Raw genomic sequence first — 21,918 nt, 5'->3', positions numbered from 1 at the left:
ATATAGCCTCTTTAGGCAGAATAAACAAAAAAAATAGTAAGGAGAAATCGTATGCACGATGGATGTTCAGGAAGTTTCACCGATGGAAAACAGGTAGTAGACAAGGTACGTATGATGGGCTTTTCAAATCAGTTCATGCCCATCCCCATGACAGTGAAATGCGCAGTGTGTGATAAGGATTTTGAGATGGAAACATTTGAGGCACAATGCCCTGAGTGCGAAGCCGTTCATGCTGTGACTCCCTGTCATGCCTTTGATCCAATTCATGTTATGTCGGCGGGAAAAGGCTACTAAAAAGGTTTTAAATTTGAGACTTTACAAAATACTTCCTTCCGAATGACAATGATCTTATAAATTTGTTGTGAGGAGACATTTCGGGTGGAAGAATTGTATAGAATGATTCTGGTAGATGATGAGGATGAGGTGCGGGGACGTATTTCATCCAAAATATCCAAGGACAGCGGTTTTCAGGTTGTTGCTGCGGCCGGGAACGGCTACGATGCCCTGGAACTCATTGAAAAGTTCAATCCCCATGTCGTTTTGACGGATATAAAAATGCCCTTTATCAACGGCATTGAACTCACCAAAACCATTAAACGAGATTTTCCTACCACCCGTGTCGCCTTTATCACAGGGTTCGATGAATTTGAATATGCCAGGGAAGCTATTGAGCTTCATGTTACCAGTTATCTGACCAAACCAGTGACCCAGAATGATATTTCTCTCTTCCTTGATAAGCTGAAAGTGGAACTGGATAATGAGTTTAAAGAAAAATATAACCTGGATATCCTTCGGAAACGGTATGAAAAAAGTATCCCTCTCATCATTGATAATTATTTTACCTCCTACCTTGTTTCTTCACAAAGTGGAAAAACTGAAGATATTGAAAACTTGAAGCACCATGGGATCTCTCTGGATGACCGAGAGTATATTCTCAGTTATATCCAGACCGAACGGGGACCAGATCATCTTGATGTCATAGAATATGAGAAACTGAAATTATCGGTTCGTTCCGTGATCCAGTCTATTCTGGAACGCCATGGCTACACTTTTTACAGCTTTCATTTCAACAGTGGCATCATCCTGGTTATTAAGGAAAATAGCCTTAATTTTTTTAAAAAGGTCGATTCTGTCTTTTATGAAATGGTCAAGATGGTGGAGCAATACCTCAATGTGGCCATTGATATTGGTGTGAGTAATCTCCACCGCGGATTTGCTGAACTTAGAGAAGGTTATGAAGAAGCTGGTCAGGCTTTAGGATTCAGCCGGTTCCTCAACGCAGGAAGAATCGTCTATATCAATCAGCTGGAGAAAGATCGGCCCAAGGTGCTAAGTCTGAGTGAAACGGAAATCAATGATATTGTTTATAATGTTAAATTCGGATCTGATTCGGAGATCCGTAATGTTATGGAATCATTGAAACTTAATGCCCTGCGGGACAGTAAGACAATTACAAATTTCAGACCCTATATCATTAATATGGTAAATGTCCTTGTGAATTTTTCTGAATCTATTGGAGTCAATCTAGATGAAACTCTGGGAGAAGACATCCTTGAGAAAATGACTTTGTTTAGAAACCTGGAACAGATGTTTGACTGGGTACTTTCTGTTCTTCTCAAGCTGCGAGAAATGAATCTAAAGAATAAAATGACCAATTCTCAACGCATGCTTGATAATGCAATCAATTACATGGAAAAAAATTATGCTGAAACAAATATTTCCATGGAATCAGTTTGCGATGAAATGGGCCTCTCTGTCTCCTACCTGAGCCTCCTGTTTAAAAAGGAAAAGCAGACGACCTTTGTAAAATACCTCACCATGATCCGTCTTGAAAAAGCAAAAGAGCTTCTGAGCCTTACCAGTGAAAAAATAATCGATATTGCGGGAAAATGCGGTTACAATGAGGTGTATTACTTCAGCCATAGTTTTAAAAAGTATACAGGAGTTTCTCCCAAAAAATATCGTGAAGAAATTAACCAGAATTGATCTTTCCATTGGACAAAGCATCCTTATTTCGACTCTAACCATTGTGACAATCGTCCTTGCTGTAACAGGGCTGATTTTTTATACAAGCTTTTCCATTCATACAGATGCTCTCGTGGAGAGTCAATCCAGGGAAATCAATAAACAGATTGTTCTGAACTATGAGAGTTATATCAATTCCATCATCGAAATAGCCAATTATATCCAGTCTTCTTCGCTCAACCTTGATTTAAAGAATTCCTATGAATCACTTCAGAATATTTATGTCTACAATATGGAGAGTAAAAAAGATGTCGTATCCCTTGCCCTCTATGATAAAAATGGGGTGTTTTTGCTTGGAGACCTCGATAGGAAGGTATATGACAAACAGGTGATTCTTTCATTCTGGTTCCAGAATGCCATGAAAGATGATGCTATTTTTCATTTTTCACCGCCTCATATTTCCGGTGATGATACCAGAACTCAGGAAGAGATCATCTCGGTGTCCAAGGTGGTGGATTATTTTGACGGATCTGTTCAAAAGAAAGGAGTCCTGCTGCTGGAATTGAATTTCAGGGTTATCAAGGAGTTGGCAGGCAAAACCAACCTTGGACCAGGAGGGCATATTCTGATCCTTAATGATGATGACTCGCTCATCTATTCCACTGTAAGTGGAGCACCCATGGCTCCCGAAAGTTTAGAACTGGCGAGAGCCCAGTATCTGGGCGGCTTTAAGGCAGATATCAATTCTATTGGAATGTACGGAAACATCAACACACTCTCTCATACAAGATGGAGGATTGTCACTGTGACCAATATTGACGATCTAAACAAAGCCAAAAGTCAGATGTTCCTCAATTTGTTCCTTATCATGGGGAGCAGTTTGCTGATTACGGCTCTTGTGGCTCTGTTTATTTCCCGAAGAATCTCCAAGCCTTTGAATCAATTGAAAAAGTGTATGCTCCGCATCGAGAGCGGAGATTTTTACAGCCGGGTGGAAGTGACCGGACAAAAGGAGATAGTTCTGGTTGCCAAGTCATTCAATGATATGATCGATGAAATCCGGACACTCATGGATCGTCTTGTTTCAGAACAGCGTGAAAAAAGGAAAACGGAGCTTGTGGCACTTCAAAATCAGATCAATCCTCATTTTCTCTACAATACCCTGGATTCTATCGTCTGGCTGGCTGAAAACGAACGGAGTGAAGATGTTGTAACCACGGTGGTTGCTCTGGCCCGGTTTTTTCGTATCAGCATTTCAAAGGGGAAGAACTTCATTGCCGTGAAGGATGAGATTTCCCATATTCGGAACTATCTTACCATTCAGAAAATCCGCTATATCGGAAAATTTGAATACCGATTTGAAATTGATAAAGATATTTACAACTACAAGGTCATGAAGTTGATCCTCCAGCCTCTTGTTGAAAATGCCATATATCACGGAGTGGGTGAAGAAGAGGGTACGATCATTATCCGAGGGTATAAGAAGGAGCAATTTCTTGTTTTTGAGGTGGAAAACAGTGGTTATGGTATTCCTAAGGAAAAAATCGAGATGCTCTATCAAATTCTGAATGGAACAATGGATGGACATAGTGTGGGGCTTCGGAATGTGTATCAGAGGCTGAAACTCTACTATGGCGACAAGGCAGACCTGATCATTTCTAGCGAGCTGGATGAAATGACTAATGTGACGCTGATGATTCCTTCTGGATTGCAAAACGGGGACGGACAAAATGAATAAATGGTCTCTTCTGTTGATGGTCGGACTCATGGTTTCCTGTCGGGTTCCGGAAAAAAAGGTAAGCCTCCTTCTATATAACGGGGAAGATCTCTTTGTCGGCAACTTTTCAAGACATATTGTTAGCATGGGTGAGCCAATGGCAGATTTTCAGACTTTTGATGCCAGGAACTCCCAGGTCCTTCAAAATGAAACCATTGAGAATCAAATCAACAGTGGTTCCGATCTCATGCTGATCAATCCTGTAGATCGACTGGGTGCTTATTCGGTGATCAAAAAGCTCCGTGCTGAGAATATTCCAGTGATCTTTTTTAACAGGGAACCTCTATTAAAAGACCTTCAGCTCTGGGATCAGACCTGGTATGTCGGCGCCAGGGCTGAACAGTCCGGACAAATTCAGGCCCAGCTGGTTATGGAGCTCTTCGGGAATGATCCGCACCATCTAAACCGATTCGATAGAAACGGGGATGGCCGCATTCAAACGATCATTTTGAAGGGAGAACAGGGGCATCAGGATGCAGAAATCAGAACTTCCGAGGTTGTTAGAACCTTCCGCCTCAAGGGGTTTGATCTTGATCTCCTTGTGACGGAAGTGGCCAACTGGGACAGGGATGAAGCCTATGATAAAATGGGTGATTTGATCACAAATTATGGTGAACAGCTTGAACTGGTACTCTCCAATAATGATGCCATGGCCATAGGAGCCATCACCCGGATGAGACAGATGGGGTTTTTCAAAGATAATAATGAAAATGGCCGGGTCGACAGAGAGGATGAGAGTTGGATTCCTGTTTTGGGAATCGACGGTCTTGACCAGGCTGTACAACTCATCTCCGAAGGGTATCTTTTGGGAACAGTCCTGAACGATTCAGCATCAATGGCTTTGGCAATAACAGAGTTGGCAGAGGCCATTTTGTACAATAAAAGTTTTGATGATCTCTCTTTTCCACTGGAAGATGGAAAATATATCTGGATTGACTACCAGGTCTTTACACTCAAAAAATAAAGATAATTTTTGGATAATCTTATAAAAACAGGAGAATATATCACATTGTGCTCCACTGAATCGGTGTTATTCTCGATACAGACACATGATATTTTTATATCAAAGGAGTATCTATTTTATGAAAAAAGCGATTCTTTTTACACTCATCATCATGATGGTTTTACCTTTTGCAGGTCTTTTTGCAGAAGGTCAGAAAGACAAGGGCAGTGATTCTATTGTCATCGGTGCCAACATCTATAACTTTCAGGATAACTTTATGAACGGTGTTATGAAACCTGTTCTTGAGAGTTATGCTGCTGAACTGGGTGCAGAAATCCAGATTGTTGACTCCGAAGGTCAGCAGGCTATTTTGAACAATCAGGTCGATATTTTCATCACCAAGGGTGTTGATGTACTGGCTATAAATCTTGTTGACCCCGCTTCCGCTCAGTCTGTTATTGACAAAGCAAAAAAAGCGGACATTCCCCTTGTTCTTTTCAACAAGGAAGGAACAAAAGAAGCCATGGCTTCCTATGATAAAGTATGGTATGTAGGTACTGACTCTGCAGAGTCTGGAATCATCCAGGGACAAATGATGGTTGCCGACTGGAAGGCCAATCCAAAAATGGACAAGAATGGTGATGGAGTCGTTCAGTATGTTATGCTCAAAGGAGAGCCCGGACACCCAGATGCTGAAGCAAGAACAAGAGAATCTGTAAAAGCTTTCACAGATGCCGGTATCAAGGTAAAACAGCTCGCACTTGAAGCAGATCCTAACTGGTCTACACAGCATGGAAATGACAAGATGGCAGCATGGTTGACATCTTCTTTTGGAAAGGACATTGAGCTCGTTATCTGCAACAATGATGGTATGGGATTCGGTGCCATTACAGCTATGAAGGCTGCAGGAGTAAGACTTCCCATCTACTCCGTAGATGCTTTGGATCAGGCTCTGACTCACATTGCTGAAGGTGAATTGGACGGAACCGTATTGAATGACGGAGCCAATCAGGCTAAAGCCACTATTGATCTGGCTGTCAATGTTGCAAAAGGCAAAGCTCCTACAGAAGGAACCAACTGGACATTGACAACTGATGGTTCAAAGGCTGTTCGAGTAGCATATGTGGGTGTTACACCCAAAAACTACCAGGAATTCAGATAGGCTTCATTTCAAGCATTAAGTCTTAAAGTTTAGAAATTGCAGGGGCACTGAGATGCTTCTGCAATTTTTTATTTCAATAATTAAAATTGATCAGTAAAGTTTCTATTATGTATAGGATTTGAGTCTGTATCGGTAGAGAGGTGATTCTTTTGCAAGAAGAATATTTATTGAGAATTAAAGATGTCTGCAAATCATTCTCAGGTGTTAAGGTGTTGAAAAATGTCTGCCTGAATGTTCGCGCCGGAACTGTTCATTCCCTTATGGGTGAAAACGGGGCAGGGAAATCCACTTTAATGAAATGTCTCTTTGGTATTTACAGACAGGATGAAGGACAATTCTACCTGAATAATGAAGAGTTCAATTTTCAGGACCCCAAAAATGCCCTGGAACATGGAGTCTCCATGGTTCACCAGGAATTGAATCAGGTCGTACAGAGGACCATCATCGACAATATCTGGCTGGGGCGTTACCCCGTCAAGAGAATCTTTGTGGATGAGAAGAAAATGTATGATGATACAAAGGCTCTTTTTGAGCGCCTGAATATTCACCTTGATCCAAGGACCAGGTTGGATAAACTTTCGGTATCACAAAGGCAGATGGTGGAAATAGCCAAGGCTGTTTCCTATGATGCAAAGATCATCGTCCTGGATGAACCAACATCATCCCTGACGGATAATGAAGTTAAAAAGCTATTCGACATCATCAATGTATTGAAGACAGAGGGTGTCGGAGTTGTGTATATCTCTCATAAAATGGAAGAAATCTTTGAAATTTCCGATGAAGTAACAGTTCTTAGGGATGGAAACTACATCGGGACTGAAAAAATTGAAGATCTTACCATGGAAAAAATCGTGAATATGATGGTCGGTCGGGATCTGGAGGAAAGGTTTCCTCCTAAAATAAATGTGCCTGGTGAAGTTCATATGACTGTCAAGAATTTAACTACTAAATATCCCCCGATCATCCATAATGTAAATTTTGAACTTCACCGTGGTGAAATCTTGGGTGTCGCTGGATTGGTGGGTGCAGGAAGGACCGAAATGGTGGAAGCCCTCTTTGGGGCCAGAACTTTGCGTAGCGGTGAAATCCTTATTGATGGTAAAAAAATTGATAATTCCAATCCTCATAAGGCTATTAATAATCATTTTGCATTACTGACGGAGGAACGTCGGGAGACTGGTATTTACCCAGTCGCGGATATAACCTTCAATTCCACCATATCCAATGTTCAGGCATATAAGAATAAATTGGGATTTCTTGTAGACCAGAAGATGAAAGATGATACGGATAAACAGATTGGCAATATGAGGATCAAGACACCAAATAGGAAAGAACTGATTCGATCTCTTAGTGGTGGGAATCAGCAGAAGGTTATTATCGGCCGCTGGCTTCTGACAAATCCGGATATCCTTCTCCTTGATGAACCTACCCGGGGAATTGATGTAGGAGCTAAATTTGAAATCTATCAGCTTATTATCGATCTGGCTAAGAGAGGAAAGTCAGTGATCATGGTTTCGTCAGAAATGCCTGAACTCTTGGGAATCACCAATAGGATTATGGTCATGAGCAATGGATATGTTTCAGGTATTGTCAATACAGATGAGACAACTCAGACAGAGATATTCAATATGTCTGCCAAATTTTTAAACAATAATAGAGAGGCCGAAGTATGAGCATCCAAAGGACAAATTTCTTCAATAAGTCATGGGATGAGTGGAAAGATTTTCTGATCAATAATGCTATTTACATTGTTATATTTTCAATTATTTCGATTGTCGTAATCCGGGAACCCTCCTTCATATCCATACCGGTATTGAGGAATATCCTGACCCAGTCGGCTGTGCGTCTGATACTGGCCTTTGGTGTGGCCGGTATCATCATTCTTCAGGGGACGGACCTTTCCTTGGGGCGGTCTGTGGGATTCGCCGCGGTAGTCTCTGCTTCTCTTCTTCAGAGACCCGATTATGCCGGACGCTTCTATCCTGACATGGCTCAGCTTCCCTTGTTTGTGCCACTTCTGGTGGCTATCGCCGTGTGTGTTTTTTTCTCAGCCATTAATGGTTGGGTTGTTGCAACATTCAAAATTCATCCCTTTCTTGCTACCATGGGTATGATGATTACCCTTTACGGCATTCTCTCAATCTACTTTGCGTCCGGAGCTCCCGGACCTCAGCCGATCGGGGGGCATGATACCCGCTATGTAGAACTTGTGACAGGAGAGACATTGAGAATCCCGAACCTGGTCATCATTGCCGCTCTCACAGCGGTCCTCATATGGGTCCTTTGGAATAAAACTACCTTCGGAAAGAATATGTATGCCGTAGGGGGAAACCCAGAGGCTGCCAATGTTTCCGGAGTTAATGTTACAAGAACCACCATCCTGGTGTATGTCCTAGCCGGTGTTATGTACGGTCTGGGCGGATACCTCGAAGCCGCGCGAATCGGTTCTGCCAATAACGGGACTGGATTCGGCTATGAGCTGGATGCGATTGCCGCCTGTGTTGTAGGAGGAATATCCTTTTCGGGCGGGATTGGAAAAGTATCAGGGGCCGTGGCGGGAGTCCTGATGTTTACCATCATCTCCTACGGGATGACCTTCATCGGACTGGATCAGTATTATCAGTATATCATCAAGGGTATTATCATCGTTGTTGCCGTATCTCTGGATGCTAAGAAATATCTGAAGAAGGTCTGATTTCTCAATCTTACCTCTTTTCATAAACAAGCATAAAAAAACCCGGTTTCCGGGTTTTTTTATTTCACTGTCTTGTCTGCTCAGAGACTAATCGCCATAATATTCCAATGCAAATTCCATTTTTGTTGAGCCTGTTCACAATTCTTCTGGGCTATTTTTTGAAAAGGATCGGGGTATTAAACGCCGACCACAGCGGTGTTCTTTCCAAGATTGTCATGAACGTGACATTTCCGGCCCTCATTCTTGGTAGCGTTACAAAATCAAGGATTACAAGCGAACTCTTTATTCTTCCCTGGATTCCTGTCATAGCTGCCATTGTAGGATTGGGGGCAGGGCTCTATCTGTTTCGAGCTCTTCCCCAGGATCGAAAAGGATTGATGCTCATGTCCACCATGGGACTTAACCTCGGCCTCTTTGCTTTTCCCATACTCCAAGGGATTTATGGGGATCTCGGCGTTCAGGTCGGTGCCCTCATTGACATTGGGAATGCCATTGCTATTTTTGGCATCTCCTATATGGTGGGAGAGCGTTATTCTCCGGCTTCAGAAAACCATAAGAGGGGTTTCTGGGGAACCCTTAAGGTCTTTGGACGCTCTATTCCTCTTCTTTGTTATTTATTTGCCCTCCTACTCAATTTCATTGGATGGAGTCTTCCCGGTTTTTTTCTCTCCTGGTTGAATGTATTAAGCGCTGCCAATCAATTTCTAGTCTTATTAGTTCTGGGTCTTGTCCTCAGTTTTGGATGGAGAAAACACTTGAAGAGTGGTTTAGTCTCTCTTCTGATTCTGAGGTATTCCATCGGGATCGTTTTAGGAATCCTTGTGTGGAATTTCCTTCCAGCGGATGAGGTTGTGAGGAAAATTGTATTCATGTGTTTGATTCTGCCAGCGGGATTTACTGTTGTTCCTTATTCCATTGAGTTTGCTTATGACCGTGATAGTGCAGGGGCCGTTGTGAATATGACATTGATCATCAGTTTCTTTCTGATGTGGGGGCTAGCCGTCTTCCTTTAGATGAGCTGTTATTGATCTTCTTAATAGATTGTTTCCGGATTGGCGGGTGAGAAGAAGATCAGAAATAGCGGGAGTCTTTATACTTACTGTTGTCACCTGCTGTTTTTCGGCCTCTATGCTAAGAAGTGTGTCTTTTCTCCAGATCGATCATGGCTCTGTCAACCTATACAATTAAAAGCTGTAAAATTGCTTAACTTGTATTATTATATCTCCATGAGACTCTCATACCGGATTATTATTGCCATTATATGCCTGATTTTTGCCACAGCGGCCATTCTCAGTACATACTCTCTTTCTGTCCAGAGAGAACTGATTACAAATCAGGTTGATAAGAAGGGACAGGTTTTAACTAAATTACTGGCGGCATCTGTTCGCAACCACCTGTACAGTTATGATTTCTACGCGATTAAACTCCTTTTTGATACTCTGGATCAGGATGATGATGTTGTCTCAGTTTCTCTGGTTGGAGCGGATAATTACATAAAGATGCATTCAAATATCAAACAATTGGGGCAAGACAGCTCTTATCATTTTAAAGATAATGATTTTGGCGATAAAAATATTATCAAGGAGAGACACCAGGAGGGCAATACATATAACTATATGTTTTTCAGCGCTGTTGAGATAGACCATGATAGAAAGGGGTTTATCCATATAATTCTTTCAGATATGAATTACCTTAAATTAATAAAATCTTTTGAGAAAAGAATCCTCATACTGACCGCATCTGTCCTATCTGCCGGAATCCTCGCGGCCTACCTGATTAGCCGGCAAATATCAAAACCTATCATTCAATTAACTGAAGACATTCAAAGCTTTATGCTGAAGCGTTCAGAGATTGAGAAAAACGACTCAGATAATGAAATTTCAATTTTGAAAAGAACATTTAAGATAATGATGGATGAAATCGAACAATCTATAGAATACCGGGTGAAAAATGAAAAAATGGCCGTATTAGGCAACCTCTCTTCTGTTCTGGCTCATGAAGTGAAAAACCCGCTGGAACCCATTAAGGGATCTGCCGAAATTTTGAGACTCAAGCATCCTGATAATCAAGACATTGTTAAATACTCCAAAATAATTCAGGATGAAGTTTCTGGTCTTATAGCATTTCTTGACAGCTTTCTGGATGTGTCCAGAAGCAGCCGGATGCAGAAGAAAAAGGTAAATATTAACAATATCCTAAATGATATACAGCTTCTTCTGGAATATACCGTAAAAAAGGCAAGGTTTCGTCTGGATTTGATTTTCGCAGAAGATTTACCTGAAATCCCCGGGGATAGCGGAATGCTGAAGCAGGTATTTTTGAATCTCATCTTAAATGCTATTCAGGCAAAGTCTTCTGAACAGGGGTTTATTGAAATCACTACAAAGTTTCTTGCTCCCAATATATTTATAACTGTTAAAGATAATGGCTGTGGTATTGATCCGGCAATTCAGAAAGAAATTTTTCTGCCATTCTTTTCTACAAAAAGCGAAGGTTCGGGGATTGGACTGAGCACTTCAAAATATATTATAAAACAACATAAGGGAAGTTTGAATATAGTAAGTGAACCCGGCAGCTGGACCAAAGCCATTATTTCTCTCCCCGTGGAAAAGGCAGGAATCTGTGAAGCATAAAATATTGATTATTGATGATAAAATAAATATATGTCAGGTCCTGAGCGATATTTTACAGGCTTCAGGATATGATACAGTGACAGCCCTGTCCGGAGAAGAAGGGCTTGTCCTATTTGGTAAAGAGTCACCGGATATCATATTGACTGATCTTAAAATGGAAAAAATGTCAGGTCTTGAATTTATCAAGCTCCTGAGGAAAAAAGACGAGAAAGTACCAGTCATTCTTTTAACAGCCTTTGGTTCTATTTCTTCTGCTGTAGAGGCCATAAAATCTGGGGCTAATGATTATCTGACCAAGCCTCTTCATTATGACCTGCTGAAGATTAAAATTGCTCAAATTCTTGATGAATGCCATAACCGGTCTGAAAATGAAAAGCTGAAGGAAAATCTTAAACAGGAATGGGGACTGGATAATATTATAGGGAAGTCTGCTCCCATGCTTAAAATGTTTTCTATTATCAAAGTAGTTGCTCCTACTGATTCCGGGGTTCTTATTCAGGGAGAATGCGGAACAGGGAAAGAACTTATAGCCAGGAGTCTTTATGCCTATAGTCGGAGAGTTCATGAAGCGTTCATTGTGGTAGATTGTTCTGCAATTCCCGAATCTTTGATAGAAAGTGAGCTTTTCGGGCATGAAAAAGGAGCTTTTACAGGGGCAAATGTCCTAAAAAAAGGTCGAATAGAAAAGGCTGCGGGAGGAACACTTTTTCTGGACGAAATTGGTGAATTACCCCTTTCCTGTCAGGCAAAACTTCTCAGAGTGATACAGGAAAAGCAGTTTGTGCGCATAGGTGGAACACAGCAGCTTGAAGTTGATTTCCGCTTAATTGCCGCCACAAATAAAAATCTGAAAAATGAAGTTGAGAACAAAAGATTCCGCTCGGATCTGTATTATAGGCTAAATGTAATTAGTATAAACGCCCCTCCACTGCGGGACAGAATGGAAGACATTCCTTTATTGATTGACAGCTTCAAAAAAACAATTGGAAATGGGGAATGTTCTCCCATGCATGATATCTCCCGTGAACATATGGAGAAATTGATGAGCTATAACTGGCCTGGTAATGTACGGGAGCTGAAGAACTGTGTAGAACGGTTGATGATTCTGGATTCTCTACCTGCTGAGATTGAAGAATATAGAGACAGGTTAAAAGAGGAAACGTATGAAGCAGAATCTTCTGAAATCAGGCAGCCAACGCTGTCTGTTCGGGAAAAAGAAATTGTCCGTGAAGCTCTGGAAAGCTGTGGTTGGAATATTTCAAAAACCGCCAAAACTTTGGGCATCGGGAGAAAAGCGCTGTATAACAGGATAAAAAAATATGAACTTACTGTGCCATAAGGAACAACTTTGAAAAAGCTGTGTTCCAAATGGAACAGATTAGAACACTTTAGGCTGAGAGCATGGGGCTGTACTATTTCTAAAACAGCATCCGGAGGATAAAATCATCTTTGGTATCCTTTTTGCTTAAGTAATCTCTAATGATTAAAATCAAAGGAGATGTCTCAGACATGAAAAAAGTTTTCTTATTATTGATTCTTGGAATCGTCACAACCCTTTCTCTAATGGCCGAGGGTCAAAATGAAAGTGTGTATCCCTCAAAAACGATTGATATTGTAGTCCCTTCCAAAGCTGGTGGCTCAACCGATGCTCTGGCCCGGATCTTTGTTCAGGTTGCCCAGAAGTACCTTCCCGATGCAGAATTTGCCGTTGTCAACAAACCTGGTTCAGGTGGCCAGCAGGGATTTGAGTATATTGCGGCTGCAAAACCTGATGGATATACTCTAGGCCTTATTTTTACTGTTCAACTTCCCTCACATATCGTTTCCGGAAGAGCCAGATATGTATTGGATGACTTCCATTTTCTAAATCAAATCCTGGAAGATCCCAGTATCATTGTTGTTCCTAAAGACAGTCCGGTAAACTCTTTGGAAGAGCTGGTATCCTACACCAAAGCCAATGAGATGACGGCTTCTGTAAATGGGATTGGTAGTGATGACCATTTAGCTTTGATGCTGTTCCAGAGTGCTACGGGTGTAGAATTCTCCGTTATTCCTGCTTCCGGATCTTCTGAACAGAAGGCTACTGTCATGGGTGGACACGTAGATGTCGCATTTATGAATATATCTCAGATGATTTCACAGCATCAGAATGGAGAAGTGAAGATTCTTGCAATCCTGGGTGATAATAAAGATGCAAGAGCTATGGATATTCCTACAATCGGTGAAGTAGGGTATGACCGCGTAAAAATGAGTGGTACCCGTGGTTTCGTTATTCAGAAAGATGCTCCTGCTGATGTTAAAAATGTTCTGGAAAAACTGATGTCTGATGTAACATCTGATCCTGAGTTTGCTGAAACTCTTGAAAAGAGTAATCAGTCCTTTGTTTACAAAGACGGTCCCAGTTATGCCATCTTTATGGATAATCTTCAGAAAGAAATGGAATCTCTTTATGCAAAGGAACCCTGGTAAGAATTATGGTCAATAAAAAACCTGGCGAACTTGCTCTGGCGGCATTTTTCGTCTTTCTAGGAATAGTGTTATATATTAGCGCATTGGGTTTCCCCGAAAGGGCTCAGACCAGCACTGCGGTCTATGTTAAGTTCGTAGGTGCCGGAATGGCCATACTTTCGGCAGTCGACTTCAGTATGACCTTGAAAAAAAAGTCGGGGAAAGTGGAATTATTCACTAACAAAACCTACTTTTTCGGCCTTGTCGGATTAATGCTGGCCTATATGATCCTTCTTATGTTAAACGTCGGGTTTATGATTGCCACGATTCCCTTCCTGGCAGCAACATCATTGCTGCTGGGTTACAGGAACTGGAAAATCATGGCTGCTTCATTTGTTGGGATTCTCTTATCGACTTATCTGGTGTTTTTTAGAATGCTCCAGGTACCCATGCCCTGACGGAGGACGCTGATTATGGATATGATTTTCAACTATATTGAGATTCTTTTTACAATACCAAACCTGATTGCAATCGCGTCGGGAACGGTGCTTGGAACCATGATGGGAGCCATGCCTGGATTAACGGGTACTCTAGCTGTTGCCATTCTGATTCCCACCACTTTCTCCATGGATCCGGTGATGGGTCTTGCCATGATGGGAGGGTCATATAGCGGTTCTATGTACGGTGGTTCAATAGCATCAATTCTTATGTCAACACCTGGTACTCCCGCAGCATTGTGTACATCGTTTGAAGGTTATCCTCTAACAAGGAAAGGCCGTGCGGGAATTGCCCTAAAAGTCTCGGCAGTTTCCAGCTTCTGGGGTGGAATTATCTCTACGGCCGTACTATTGATTTTCGCCCCAATTCTGGCTTATTTCGCCTTGAATTTTGGTCCTCCCGAGTATTTCCTCTTGGCTATTATGGGCCTGGCCAGTATCGTCATGTTTGCCAAAGGTAATATGATCAAGGGGTTGTTGTCGGGTTTTATAGGTCTGGCAATTTCTCTGATTGGTACAGACCCAATTTCCGGAAGCCTTCGCTACACTGGTGGTTTTCTGGAGCTTTATGAAGGGCTTGATTTTATGGCTCCTCTTATTGGAATGTTCTCCATTGCCCAGATGCTTACCCTGGCAGGAGAAAAGACTATTGCCAAGGGTGTAGGAGATGCTAAAGCGGTTATCAAAAAAGAAAAAATGCCTAAAGGATTGGTTAAACCCATAACTCTTGGTTCTTTTATGGGAACCGGAATCGGTATCCTGCCGGGCGCCGGTGCCACTATTTCAGCCTTTCTGGCATACCAGACTCAAAGGCAAATTTCCAAAAAAAAGCATGAGTTTGGAAAAGGAAGTCTTGAGGGGATTGCTGCTGCTGAAAGTAGTAATAACGCCGTAACCGGGGGATCTTTGATCCCTCTTCTGACCCTCGGTATTCCGGGAAATACAACCTCTGCAGCCCTTATGGGAGGTTTGATTATTCAGGGGCTTATCCCGGGTCCTGAACTGTTTACCCGGTATGCTGATGTTACTTATCCTTTTATCCTTTCCCTATTCGTTGCCAATGTCGTATTTCTGATGGTGGGATTGTTTTTTGCACCCCAGTTGGCAAAGGTTTCATTAATACCTACATCCCTGCTGATACCAGTTGTCTGTATGTTCTCGGTTATTGGTACTTATGCCATACAGAACAGCCTGTTTGATGTGGGAGTTATGATTATATTTGCTTTATTGGGATATTTTCTAAGTAAATATGGTTTTTCCATGGGAGCACTGGTTCTGGGGCTAATCCTCGGACCTATTGCAGAAAAAGGATTTGCCCAGGGAATCTTGATGGGTAAGGGATCTTATTCTATTTTTGTTACCCGTCCTACAAGTATCGTTTTGATTGCAATCACAGTCATTCTGATCGTTTCCAGTTATTTTACCGCACCAGAAATGGATCCAACCGAAGAATCGGCAATTTAAAAAGAGTATTAAATAAATCAGGGGTTGCTTCAGGGCAACCCTTTTTAAGTTATGAAGGAGTGCAGCTATGAGTATGTGGAACCTATTTTCGCTGGTAGGGGGGCTGGCGATATTTTTGTATGGCATGATAGAAATGAACAAGCATCTCACTTCTATTGCCGGCAGCAAAATGAAGTCTATTATGATGACTCTTACAAAGGGACCTGTTAGGGGATATTTTACTGGTCTTGGAATTACTATTGTGAATCAGTCTTCCTCAGCTACAACGGTTCTGGAGGCGGCTCTTGTGGGAGCAGGTCTTATGACATTTCACCAGAGCCTTGCTGTAACCCTTGGAGCGGAACTCGGCTCGACTTTTCTCCCTCAGTTGATTGCCTTTCCTTCTATAACCAAGTTTTCCTCCTTGATTGTTTTCGTCGGGTTTTTGCTCCGCATTACTTCAAAAGACAGAAAGAAAAGACACATAGCCATGACAGTATTCACTTTCGGGCTCCTTTTCCTTGGTATGGATATGATGTCCACTTCACTTAAACCCCTAAGAAGCTTTGAACCTTTTATTCTTTTAATGAAAAACATCGAAACACCAATTCTGGGAATTCTTTTGGGTGTGATTTTCACTATGATTATCCAATCCTCCGGTGCCACCACCAGTATTACCATTGCTATGGCACTTTCTGGTACGATCAGCCTTGAACAGGCTATTCCCATCAATTTGGGCGCTGCTGTAGGAACCTGTATAACGGCAGTTCTGGGGAGTATTACACTAAATCGTGAAGCCAAGAGGTCCGCTTATATCCATATTTTGTTTCAGCTTATCGGGGCTTTTTGGGTCTTTATCCTTCTGTCCATCCCCTTTCAGGGGGAACGTCTATATATCTGGGCTATCAAATGGTTTACACTGAATGTTCTGAGAACAGATAGCCTGGCCAGGCAAATTGCCATGGGTTTCACTTTTATGCCTATCATTAATCACATCATTGTCTTTCCCAATCTAAGGCTTATCCTCCGTTTCTTTAATCGGATTTTTCCTGAAGGTGAAGCCGTGAAACCCTTTGGTGTTAAATACATCAAAGACCGGCTCATCAGCAGCAGCGTTGATCTTTCTCTCCTGATGGCAAAAAAAGAAGTTCTAAGAGTAGCGGATTTTATCCAGAGTATGATTATTGATATGAAAACAGGTTTCAGTTCCAATGATATTTCAGTTTTTAACCGAGTCCGTGAACTTGACTCTAAAGTGGATACTCTTCATGCTTCAATAATTCATTTTCTGGCCAAACTTTCGCAAGAGGAGCTTTCTGAAAAAGAGTCCGCTCTTTGTGTGAACTATATGTATATTCAGAATGAACTGGAATCCATTGGCGATCTTATAGATAAAAATATTATGAGCCTGTTTGAAAAAAAAGTTGATCAGGACCTTAAATTTTCAGAAGATGGATTTCATGAACTGGAACATCTCATTTATAGGGTCAATAGAAATTTTGAGTATTTGATCCAGGCTCTGAAGGATGATGATTTGAGAATGGCTAAAAAAGTCCTTGATTTTCATAAGAAGAAAGAAGAAGAAAAATATAAAAAGCTTCATATTGAAAGATTGTATCAGGGGCAGTCGGAGTCGATTGCTACATCCTCGGTACACCTGGATCTCATTAGTTATCTTTCCAGGATCAACGGACATATTGCTTACATAGCCAAGCGACTGAGCCGTATTAATTAATTTTGCAGTTTTATCATTATGGATATAAGATATTGAAAGGGATTCAAATGAATAAATGTAAAATCATAATGATATTTTTAAGTCTTTTTATTCTCTTGGGTGCAGGTCAGCTCTGCTGCCAGGAGCAGGGGAGCAGTGAAACTCTCAAATTTGGTTATTCCTCAAGCCAGAATCCTTCTCTTCTCATTGAGAGTATGACTCCTTTGATGGAGATAATGTCTGAAGGGTTAAATGTCAAAATTGAATTTGTTCATAAGAAGACATTTTCTGAGATGCAGAAAGCCTATATCAATCAGGAAATTGATTTTGGAATTATTAATGCCTTTTCATTCTTGAGGGTTATTCCCTATGATGCCGTTATTCCTATTGCCGCAAGGAAAATACAAAATTCAAAGAGTTATCAGAGTTTCTTTTTTACCAGAAAAAATAGTGGAATCAAGTCTATAGACGATCTTCATGGAAGGGTTGTTGCTCTAGGTGATCCATATTCAACTAGTTCTTATTTGATTCCTCATGAAATGTTTAGAAGAAAAAATATTGAACCCGAAACCGATTTTTCTGAAACAATAATAATTTCAAAACAGGATTCTTTGATCCTCTCTGTTTTAAACAGAACTTCAGATGCTGGAGTCTGTGCTTCATTTATTTATAATGAACAATCCGAAGATATACGAGAAGAGCTATACGTCTTTGACCGCTCCGAACCTTTTGCTCTGGGACCATTTGTTGTCAATAAGAACCTTGATCAGGAGACAATAAAGACTATCAGAGATATTTTATTGACACTTCCTGAAACAGAAAGAGGCCAAAGGGCTTTGAACAGGGCTGGAATAGAAGGATTTGAACCTGTGAATATTGAGGATTATGACAGTCTTATCAAAATTGCGAAATCATTAAATATTAACTGAGTTGGAGACTTCTCTAATATCCCGGATATAAAGATCGTTGGCGATCTATTCTACTTGCTTTCTGATCTATTATGATTCAAAATGAGTCAAGAGACTATATCTTTACAATAGTTAAGGGAACAAGGGCGTATGAAGATGGAAATCCCCGCAGAAAGGCGTGCCCGCATTCTGCATCTTTTAAAAGAGAAAAGGATCGTTCGGGTCGATGAGCTGAGCCGGGATCTGGATGTCTCTGTTATCACTATCCGCCGCGATCTGGCCTGTATGGAATCAGAGGGCCTTTTGGAGCGTACACATGGGGGAGCGATACAGTCTCATGTCCAGATTAATGAGCCTTCCTATCTGGATAAGGGGCAGACAAATGTTCCAATAAAAAAAGCTATTGCCAAAAAAACGGTCTCTCTTATAGAACCTGGTGAAACAGTCTATATTAACAGTGGATCTACTACGGCGCTTGTTATCCATGAACTGGTACAGATCCCCAGACTTACCATTGTCAGTAATAATGCGGCAGCCCTTTATAATCTGGAAACAGCGGCAGACTGTGAGTTCATTCTCACTGGTGGTACCTTGAGAACTGGAACAGGTTGTCTTGTTGGTGAAGGAGCTTTAGACCCTTTGTCTCAAAGTTACCCAACCACCAGTATTATTGGGATAGATGGGATTTCTCTTCGCCGGGGGCTCACGTCTCACAATCCTCATGAAGCTGCGGTAAGCCGGAAAATGATAGAGCAGACAGCCGGCAGGGTTATTGTCGTGGCCGATTCCAGTAAGATTGGCACCTTATCGCTTCATTATATTGCCTCTATTTCATCTGTATCCTTCCTTATTACAGATTCTCTACCTGATCCGTCAATGAAAAAAGATTTTTTTGCTGCGGGTGTACGCTTGATCGTTTTAAATGATTTAGAATGAATTATTATGATCGAATACGGTGTCGTTTGAAGAATAATTTTTAAATATTCCTGAAATAATCTAAAAACGATCTTATAAGTTGACAAATAGATCATTAACGATCTAATATGAAAATAGAAAAGATAACATTTATATGCTAATAGAATGAGAATAAAGGAGGCTGGTATGGGATATGCTGATGCTTATAAAGATTGTGAATGGATGGACTTTGAAGTCCTAGAAGATTTCATGAAGCAGGTTTTGCTCAAAAGTGGTATACCCGAGGGTGATGCAAATATCATCTCGGATGTTCTAATCGAATCGGATAAGAGAGGGATTGACTCCCACGGTATCGGCCGGTTGAAACCTATTTATATCGATAGACTTGATGCAGGGATTATGAATCCCCTCACGAAGGTTGATGTCATCAAGGAAACGACCACAACAGCGGTATTGGATGGTAATAACGGTTTAGGTCATGTGGTTGCCAAACAGGCCATGCAGATGGCCATTGATAAAGCCAAAGAACATGGGATGGGTATGGTCGCCGTTCGGAATTCAACTCACTACGGTATTGCCGGGTACTATACTTCCATGGCTACAAAAGCCGGAATGATCGGCATGACCGGGACAAATGCCCGGCCTTCTATTGCTCCGACTTTTGGGGTAGAAAACATGCTGGGTACCAATCCTCTGACTATTGGACTTCCCACAGATGAAGAGTTTGATTTTAATCTTGACTGTGCCACATCGGTGTCCCAGAGAGGAAAGCTGGAAGTGTATGGACGGGCAGGAAAAGACCTCCCTCCAGGTTGGGTTATTGATGAGAATGGTAAGACTCGAACGGATACACAGCAGGTTCTCATTGATCTGACAAAGGGCAAGGCCGCCCTGGCTCCCTTAGGCGGGATTGGAGAAGAAACTGCCGGATTCAAGGGATTTGGGTACGCCACAGTTGTAGAAGTCCTGTCTGCGGCGTTGCAGGATGGAAAGTTTATGAAAGACTTGAACGGCTTTGATGAAGAAGGGAACAAGATTCCCTATCCTCTAGGACATTTTTTCATCGCCATCAATACAGATGCCTTTATGGGTGAAAAGGTTTTTCGTAAAATTGCCGGATCTATCATGAGAGGTTTACGGGATTCTAAGAAAGCTCCTGGAGAGGAAAGAATCTATACTGCTGGAGAGAAAGAGTACCTAGCCTGGCAGTACAGAAAGGATCATGGCTGTCCGGTTCCTTCGGTTCTGCAGAAGCAGATGTCCGAACTACGGGATCGTTGGAATTTGGATTTCAAGTTCTCTTGGGATTCCTGATTTTCTCGTTTCAAAAATAGATTAAGAATTAATACGAAAGGATATAAATAATGGATGATATGAAAAAGAAAGCCCTGGAATATCACGTAATGGATGGTAAACCGGGAAAGTTGGAAGTCATCGCTTCCAAACCTTGTGTCACAGCCGATCAACTTTCTCTAGCTTACTCTCCGGGAGTTGCTTTTCCAGTTCTGGAGATCGCGGAAAATCCTCTGGATGCCTATAAATATACCGGAAAGGGTAATCTTGTCGGTGTCATTTCAAATGGAACAGCTATACTAGGCTTAGGCGACCGCGGGGCTCTGGCAAGTAAGCCTGTTATGGAAGGTAAGGGAGTTCTGTTCAAACGATTTGCTGACATCGATGTTTTTGATATTGAATTGGACACAAAAGATCCTAAAAAAATCATTGAAATTGTCAAAGCCATGGCTCCAACATTCGGTGGTGTGAACTTAGAAGATATCGGCGCCCCCGAATGTTTTGAGATTGAGCAGACATTGATCAAAGAGTGTAATATTCCTATTTTTCATGACGATCAGCATGGAACTGCCATCATCGCCACAGCCGCTATGATGAATGCAGCAGAGATTACCGGAAAGAAGATTGAGGACCTCAAGGTTGTTGTTAATGGAGCAGGTGCTGCCGGCATCAGTTGCAGCAAGATGTTTCTGGCTGCAGGAGTTCGGCGGGAAAACCTTCTTTTGCTGGATTCTAAGGGGGTCCTCTATAAAGGAAGAACCGAGCGTATCACGCCTGAAAAAGTTGAATTCCTTATCGATACTGAAAAAAGAACTCTGGGAGATGCCATGGTAGGAGCCGATTTTTTTATTGGCCTCTCTGTTCCTGATTGTCTCACTCCTGATATGTTGAAGAGCATGGCCAATGATCCTGTTATTTTTGCCATGGCTAATCCAAACCCGGAAATAAAGCCGGAACTGGCTCTGGCAACAAGGGATGATGTGATCATCGGGACAGGCCGAAGTGACTATCCGAACCAGGTCAATAATGTTCTGGGATTTCCCTTCATTTTCAGGGGAGCCTTGGATGTAAAAGCCAGTAAGATTTCTGAAGGTATGAAAATGGCAGCGGCTATGGCCTTGGCCTCTCTAGCAAAAGAGCCCGTTCCTGAAGAGGTTCGAAAAGCCTATGGGAGAGATTTCAAGTTCGGGAAAGAGTATGTTGTTCCTAAACCCTTTGACCCCCGGGTCATCGAATGGGAAGCCGTGGCTGTTGCCAAGGCTGCCTGTGAAGAAGGCTTGGCGGCTGATCCTATAACAGACTGGGATGCCTACAGATCTACTTTGAAGAAAAGAATGGAGAAATACTGGCAATAGTCGCTTTACGGGTTTGAGAGGGACAGTAAAAACGAGAAAAGCAGCTTCTGGGATATAAAAGAAATTTCAATTGCCAACTGGCTGCTTTCATCTTAGAATTCAAACTGTAAGGCTCTAGGACTAGAGATTGAAATTACCGGGACTCCTATGGTGTTTCGGTAGTTTGTAGG

General features: G+C 41.8%; 18 protein-coding genes. All 18 read left to right on the top strand.

What is annotated here, in order from left to right:
- Positions 1 to 51: 51 nt before the first annotated feature.
- Complete coding sequence (locus EXM22_RS12630) at positions 52 to 294, top strand: hypothetical protein (protein ID WP_149486870.1); 243 nt, start codon at positions 52 to 54, stop codon at positions 292 to 294.
- Between the two features lie 84 nt (positions 295 to 378).
- A complete protein-coding gene (locus tag EXM22_RS12625) occupies positions 379 to 1,986 on the top strand; it encodes a response regulator (protein ID WP_149486869.1) in 1,608 nt (535 codons plus the stop codon).
- Entirely contained in the window at positions 1,964 to 3,703 is a 1,740-nt protein-coding gene (locus tag EXM22_RS12620) for a cache domain-containing sensor histidine kinase (RefSeq protein ID WP_168203491.1), read from the top strand. The genes EXM22_RS12625 and EXM22_RS12620 overlap by 23 nt, the downstream gene beginning before the upstream one ends.
- Entirely contained in the window at positions 3,696 to 4,706 is a 1,011-nt protein-coding gene (locus EXM22_RS12615) for a galactose ABC transporter substrate-binding protein (protein ID WP_149486867.1), read from the top strand. The genes EXM22_RS12620 and EXM22_RS12615 overlap by 8 nt, the downstream gene beginning before the upstream one ends.
- 118 nt (positions 4,707 to 4,824) lie before the next feature.
- Positions 4,825 to 5,847: a galactose ABC transporter substrate-binding protein gene (locus EXM22_RS12610; protein ID WP_149486866.1), complete on the top strand. Its 1,023-nt coding sequence runs from the start codon at positions 4,825 to 4,827 to the stop codon at positions 5,845 to 5,847.
- Between the two features lie 167 nt (positions 5,848 to 6,014).
- Positions 6,015 to 7,520: a sugar ABC transporter ATP-binding protein gene (locus EXM22_RS12605; RefSeq protein ID WP_246157018.1), complete on the top strand. Its 1,506-nt coding sequence runs from the start codon at positions 6,015 to 6,017 to the stop codon at positions 7,518 to 7,520.
- On the top strand, positions 7,517 to 8,542 hold the full coding sequence (gene mglC, locus EXM22_RS12600) for a galactose/methyl galactoside ABC transporter permease MglC (RefSeq protein WP_149486864.1): 1,026 nt from the start codon (positions 7,517 to 7,519) through the stop codon (positions 8,540 to 8,542). Before EXM22_RS12605 ends, mglC begins: the two co-directional genes overlap by 4 nt.
- A 107-nt stretch (positions 8,543 to 8,649) precedes the next feature.
- On the top strand, positions 8,650 to 9,555 hold the full coding sequence (locus EXM22_RS12595) for an AEC family transporter (RefSeq protein ID WP_149486863.1): 906 nt from the start codon (positions 8,650 to 8,652) through the stop codon (positions 9,553 to 9,555).
- A 213-nt stretch (positions 9,556 to 9,768) separates the two neighbouring features.
- On the top strand, positions 9,769 to 11,175 hold the full coding sequence (locus EXM22_RS12590; protein ID WP_149486862.1) for an ATP-binding protein: 1,407 nt from the start codon (positions 9,769 to 9,771) through the stop codon (positions 11,173 to 11,175).
- Complete coding sequence (locus EXM22_RS12585) at positions 11,165 to 12,514, top strand: sigma-54-dependent transcriptional regulator (protein ID WP_168203490.1); 1,350 nt, start codon at positions 11,165 to 11,167, stop codon at positions 12,512 to 12,514. Before EXM22_RS12590 ends, EXM22_RS12585 begins: the two co-directional genes overlap by 11 nt.
- A 170-nt stretch (positions 12,515 to 12,684) precedes the next feature.
- Entirely contained in the window at positions 12,685 to 13,644 is a 960-nt protein-coding gene (locus EXM22_RS12580) for a tripartite tricarboxylate transporter substrate binding protein (RefSeq protein ID WP_168203489.1), read from the top strand.
- Positions 13,645 to 13,649: 5 nt separating this feature from the next.
- Complete coding sequence (locus EXM22_RS12575; protein WP_149486859.1) at positions 13,650 to 14,081, top strand: tripartite tricarboxylate transporter TctB family protein; 432 nt, start codon at positions 13,650 to 13,652, stop codon at positions 14,079 to 14,081.
- 15 nt (positions 14,082 to 14,096) lie between these two features.
- Positions 14,097 to 15,584 (top strand): tripartite tricarboxylate transporter permease, encoded by a 1,488-nt coding sequence (locus EXM22_RS12570; protein ID WP_210411477.1) that lies wholly within the window; start codon positions 14,097 to 14,099, stop codon positions 15,582 to 15,584.
- A 67-nt stretch (positions 15,585 to 15,651) separates the two neighbouring features.
- Entirely contained in the window at positions 15,652 to 17,298 is a 1,647-nt protein-coding gene (locus EXM22_RS12565) for a Na/Pi cotransporter family protein (protein WP_149486858.1), read from the top strand.
- A 47-nt stretch (positions 17,299 to 17,345) separates the two neighbouring features.
- Positions 17,346 to 18,206 (top strand): phosphate/phosphite/phosphonate ABC transporter substrate-binding protein, encoded by an 861-nt coding sequence (locus EXM22_RS12560; RefSeq protein ID WP_149486857.1) that lies wholly within the window; start codon positions 17,346 to 17,348, stop codon positions 18,204 to 18,206.
- A 129-nt stretch (positions 18,207 to 18,335) separates the two neighbouring features.
- Entirely contained in the window at positions 18,336 to 19,121 is a 786-nt protein-coding gene (locus tag EXM22_RS12555) for a DeoR/GlpR family DNA-binding transcription regulator (RefSeq protein ID WP_149486856.1), read from the top strand.
- A 165-nt stretch (positions 19,122 to 19,286) separates the two neighbouring features.
- Positions 19,287 to 20,414 (top strand): Ldh family oxidoreductase, encoded by a 1,128-nt coding sequence (locus tag EXM22_RS12550; RefSeq protein WP_149487988.1) that lies wholly within the window; start codon positions 19,287 to 19,289, stop codon positions 20,412 to 20,414.
- A gap of 50 nt (positions 20,415 to 20,464) precedes the next feature.
- Positions 20,465 to 21,748 (top strand): malic enzyme-like NAD(P)-binding protein, encoded by a 1,284-nt coding sequence (locus EXM22_RS12545; protein ID WP_149486855.1) that lies wholly within the window; start codon positions 20,465 to 20,467, stop codon positions 21,746 to 21,748.
- The last annotated feature ends 170 nt before the right edge of the window (positions 21,749 to 21,918 follow it).

Source organism: Oceanispirochaeta crateris (genome assembly GCF_008329965.1).
In the GTDB taxonomy this organism is placed as follows: domain Bacteria; phylum Spirochaetota; class Spirochaetia; order DSM-2461; family DSM-2461; genus Oceanispirochaeta; species Oceanispirochaeta crateris.
The sequence above is the reverse complement of the archived record's forward strand: the minus strand, read 5'-3'. Positions and strand labels throughout refer to the sequence as shown.

Coding starts and splice junctions, on each gene's coding strand:
- EXM22_RS12630 (WP_149486870.1), top strand. CDS start 52: ATGCACGATGGATGTTCAGGAAGTTTCACCGATGGAAAACAGGTAGTA.
- EXM22_RS12615 (WP_149486867.1), top strand. CDS start 3,696: ATGAATAAATGGTCTCTTCTGTTGATGGTCGGACTCATGGTTTCCTGT.
- EXM22_RS12610 (WP_149486866.1), top strand. CDS start 4,825: ATGAAAAAAGCGATTCTTTTTACACTCATCATCATGATGGTTTTACCT.
- mglC (WP_149486864.1), top strand. CDS start 7,517: ATGAGCATCCAAAGGACAAATTTCTTCAATAAGTCATGGGATGAGTGG.
- EXM22_RS12595 (WP_149486863.1), top strand. CDS start 8,650: ATGCAAATTCCATTTTTGTTGAGCCTGTTCACAATTCTTCTGGGCTAT.
- EXM22_RS12590 (WP_149486862.1), top strand. CDS start 9,769: ATGAGACTCTCATACCGGATTATTATTGCCATTATATGCCTGATTTTT.
- EXM22_RS12580 (WP_168203489.1), top strand. CDS start 12,685: ATGAAAAAAGTTTTCTTATTATTGATTCTTGGAATCGTCACAACCCTT.
- EXM22_RS12575 (WP_149486859.1), top strand. CDS start 13,650: ATGGTCAATAAAAAACCTGGCGAACTTGCTCTGGCGGCATTTTTCGTC.
- EXM22_RS12570 (WP_210411477.1), top strand. CDS start 14,097: ATGGATATGATTTTCAACTATATTGAGATTCTTTTTACAATACCAAAC.
- EXM22_RS12565 (WP_149486858.1), top strand. CDS start 15,652: ATGAGTATGTGGAACCTATTTTCGCTGGTAGGGGGGCTGGCGATATTT.
- EXM22_RS12560 (WP_149486857.1), top strand. CDS start 17,346: ATGAATAAATGTAAAATCATAATGATATTTTTAAGTCTTTTTATTCTC.
- EXM22_RS12555 (WP_149486856.1), top strand. CDS start 18,336: ATGAAGATGGAAATCCCCGCAGAAAGGCGTGCCCGCATTCTGCATCTT.
- EXM22_RS12550 (WP_149487988.1), top strand. CDS start 19,287: ATGGGATATGCTGATGCTTATAAAGATTGTGAATGGATGGACTTTGAA.
- EXM22_RS12545 (WP_149486855.1), top strand. CDS start 20,465: ATGGATGATATGAAAAAGAAAGCCCTGGAATATCACGTAATGGATGGT.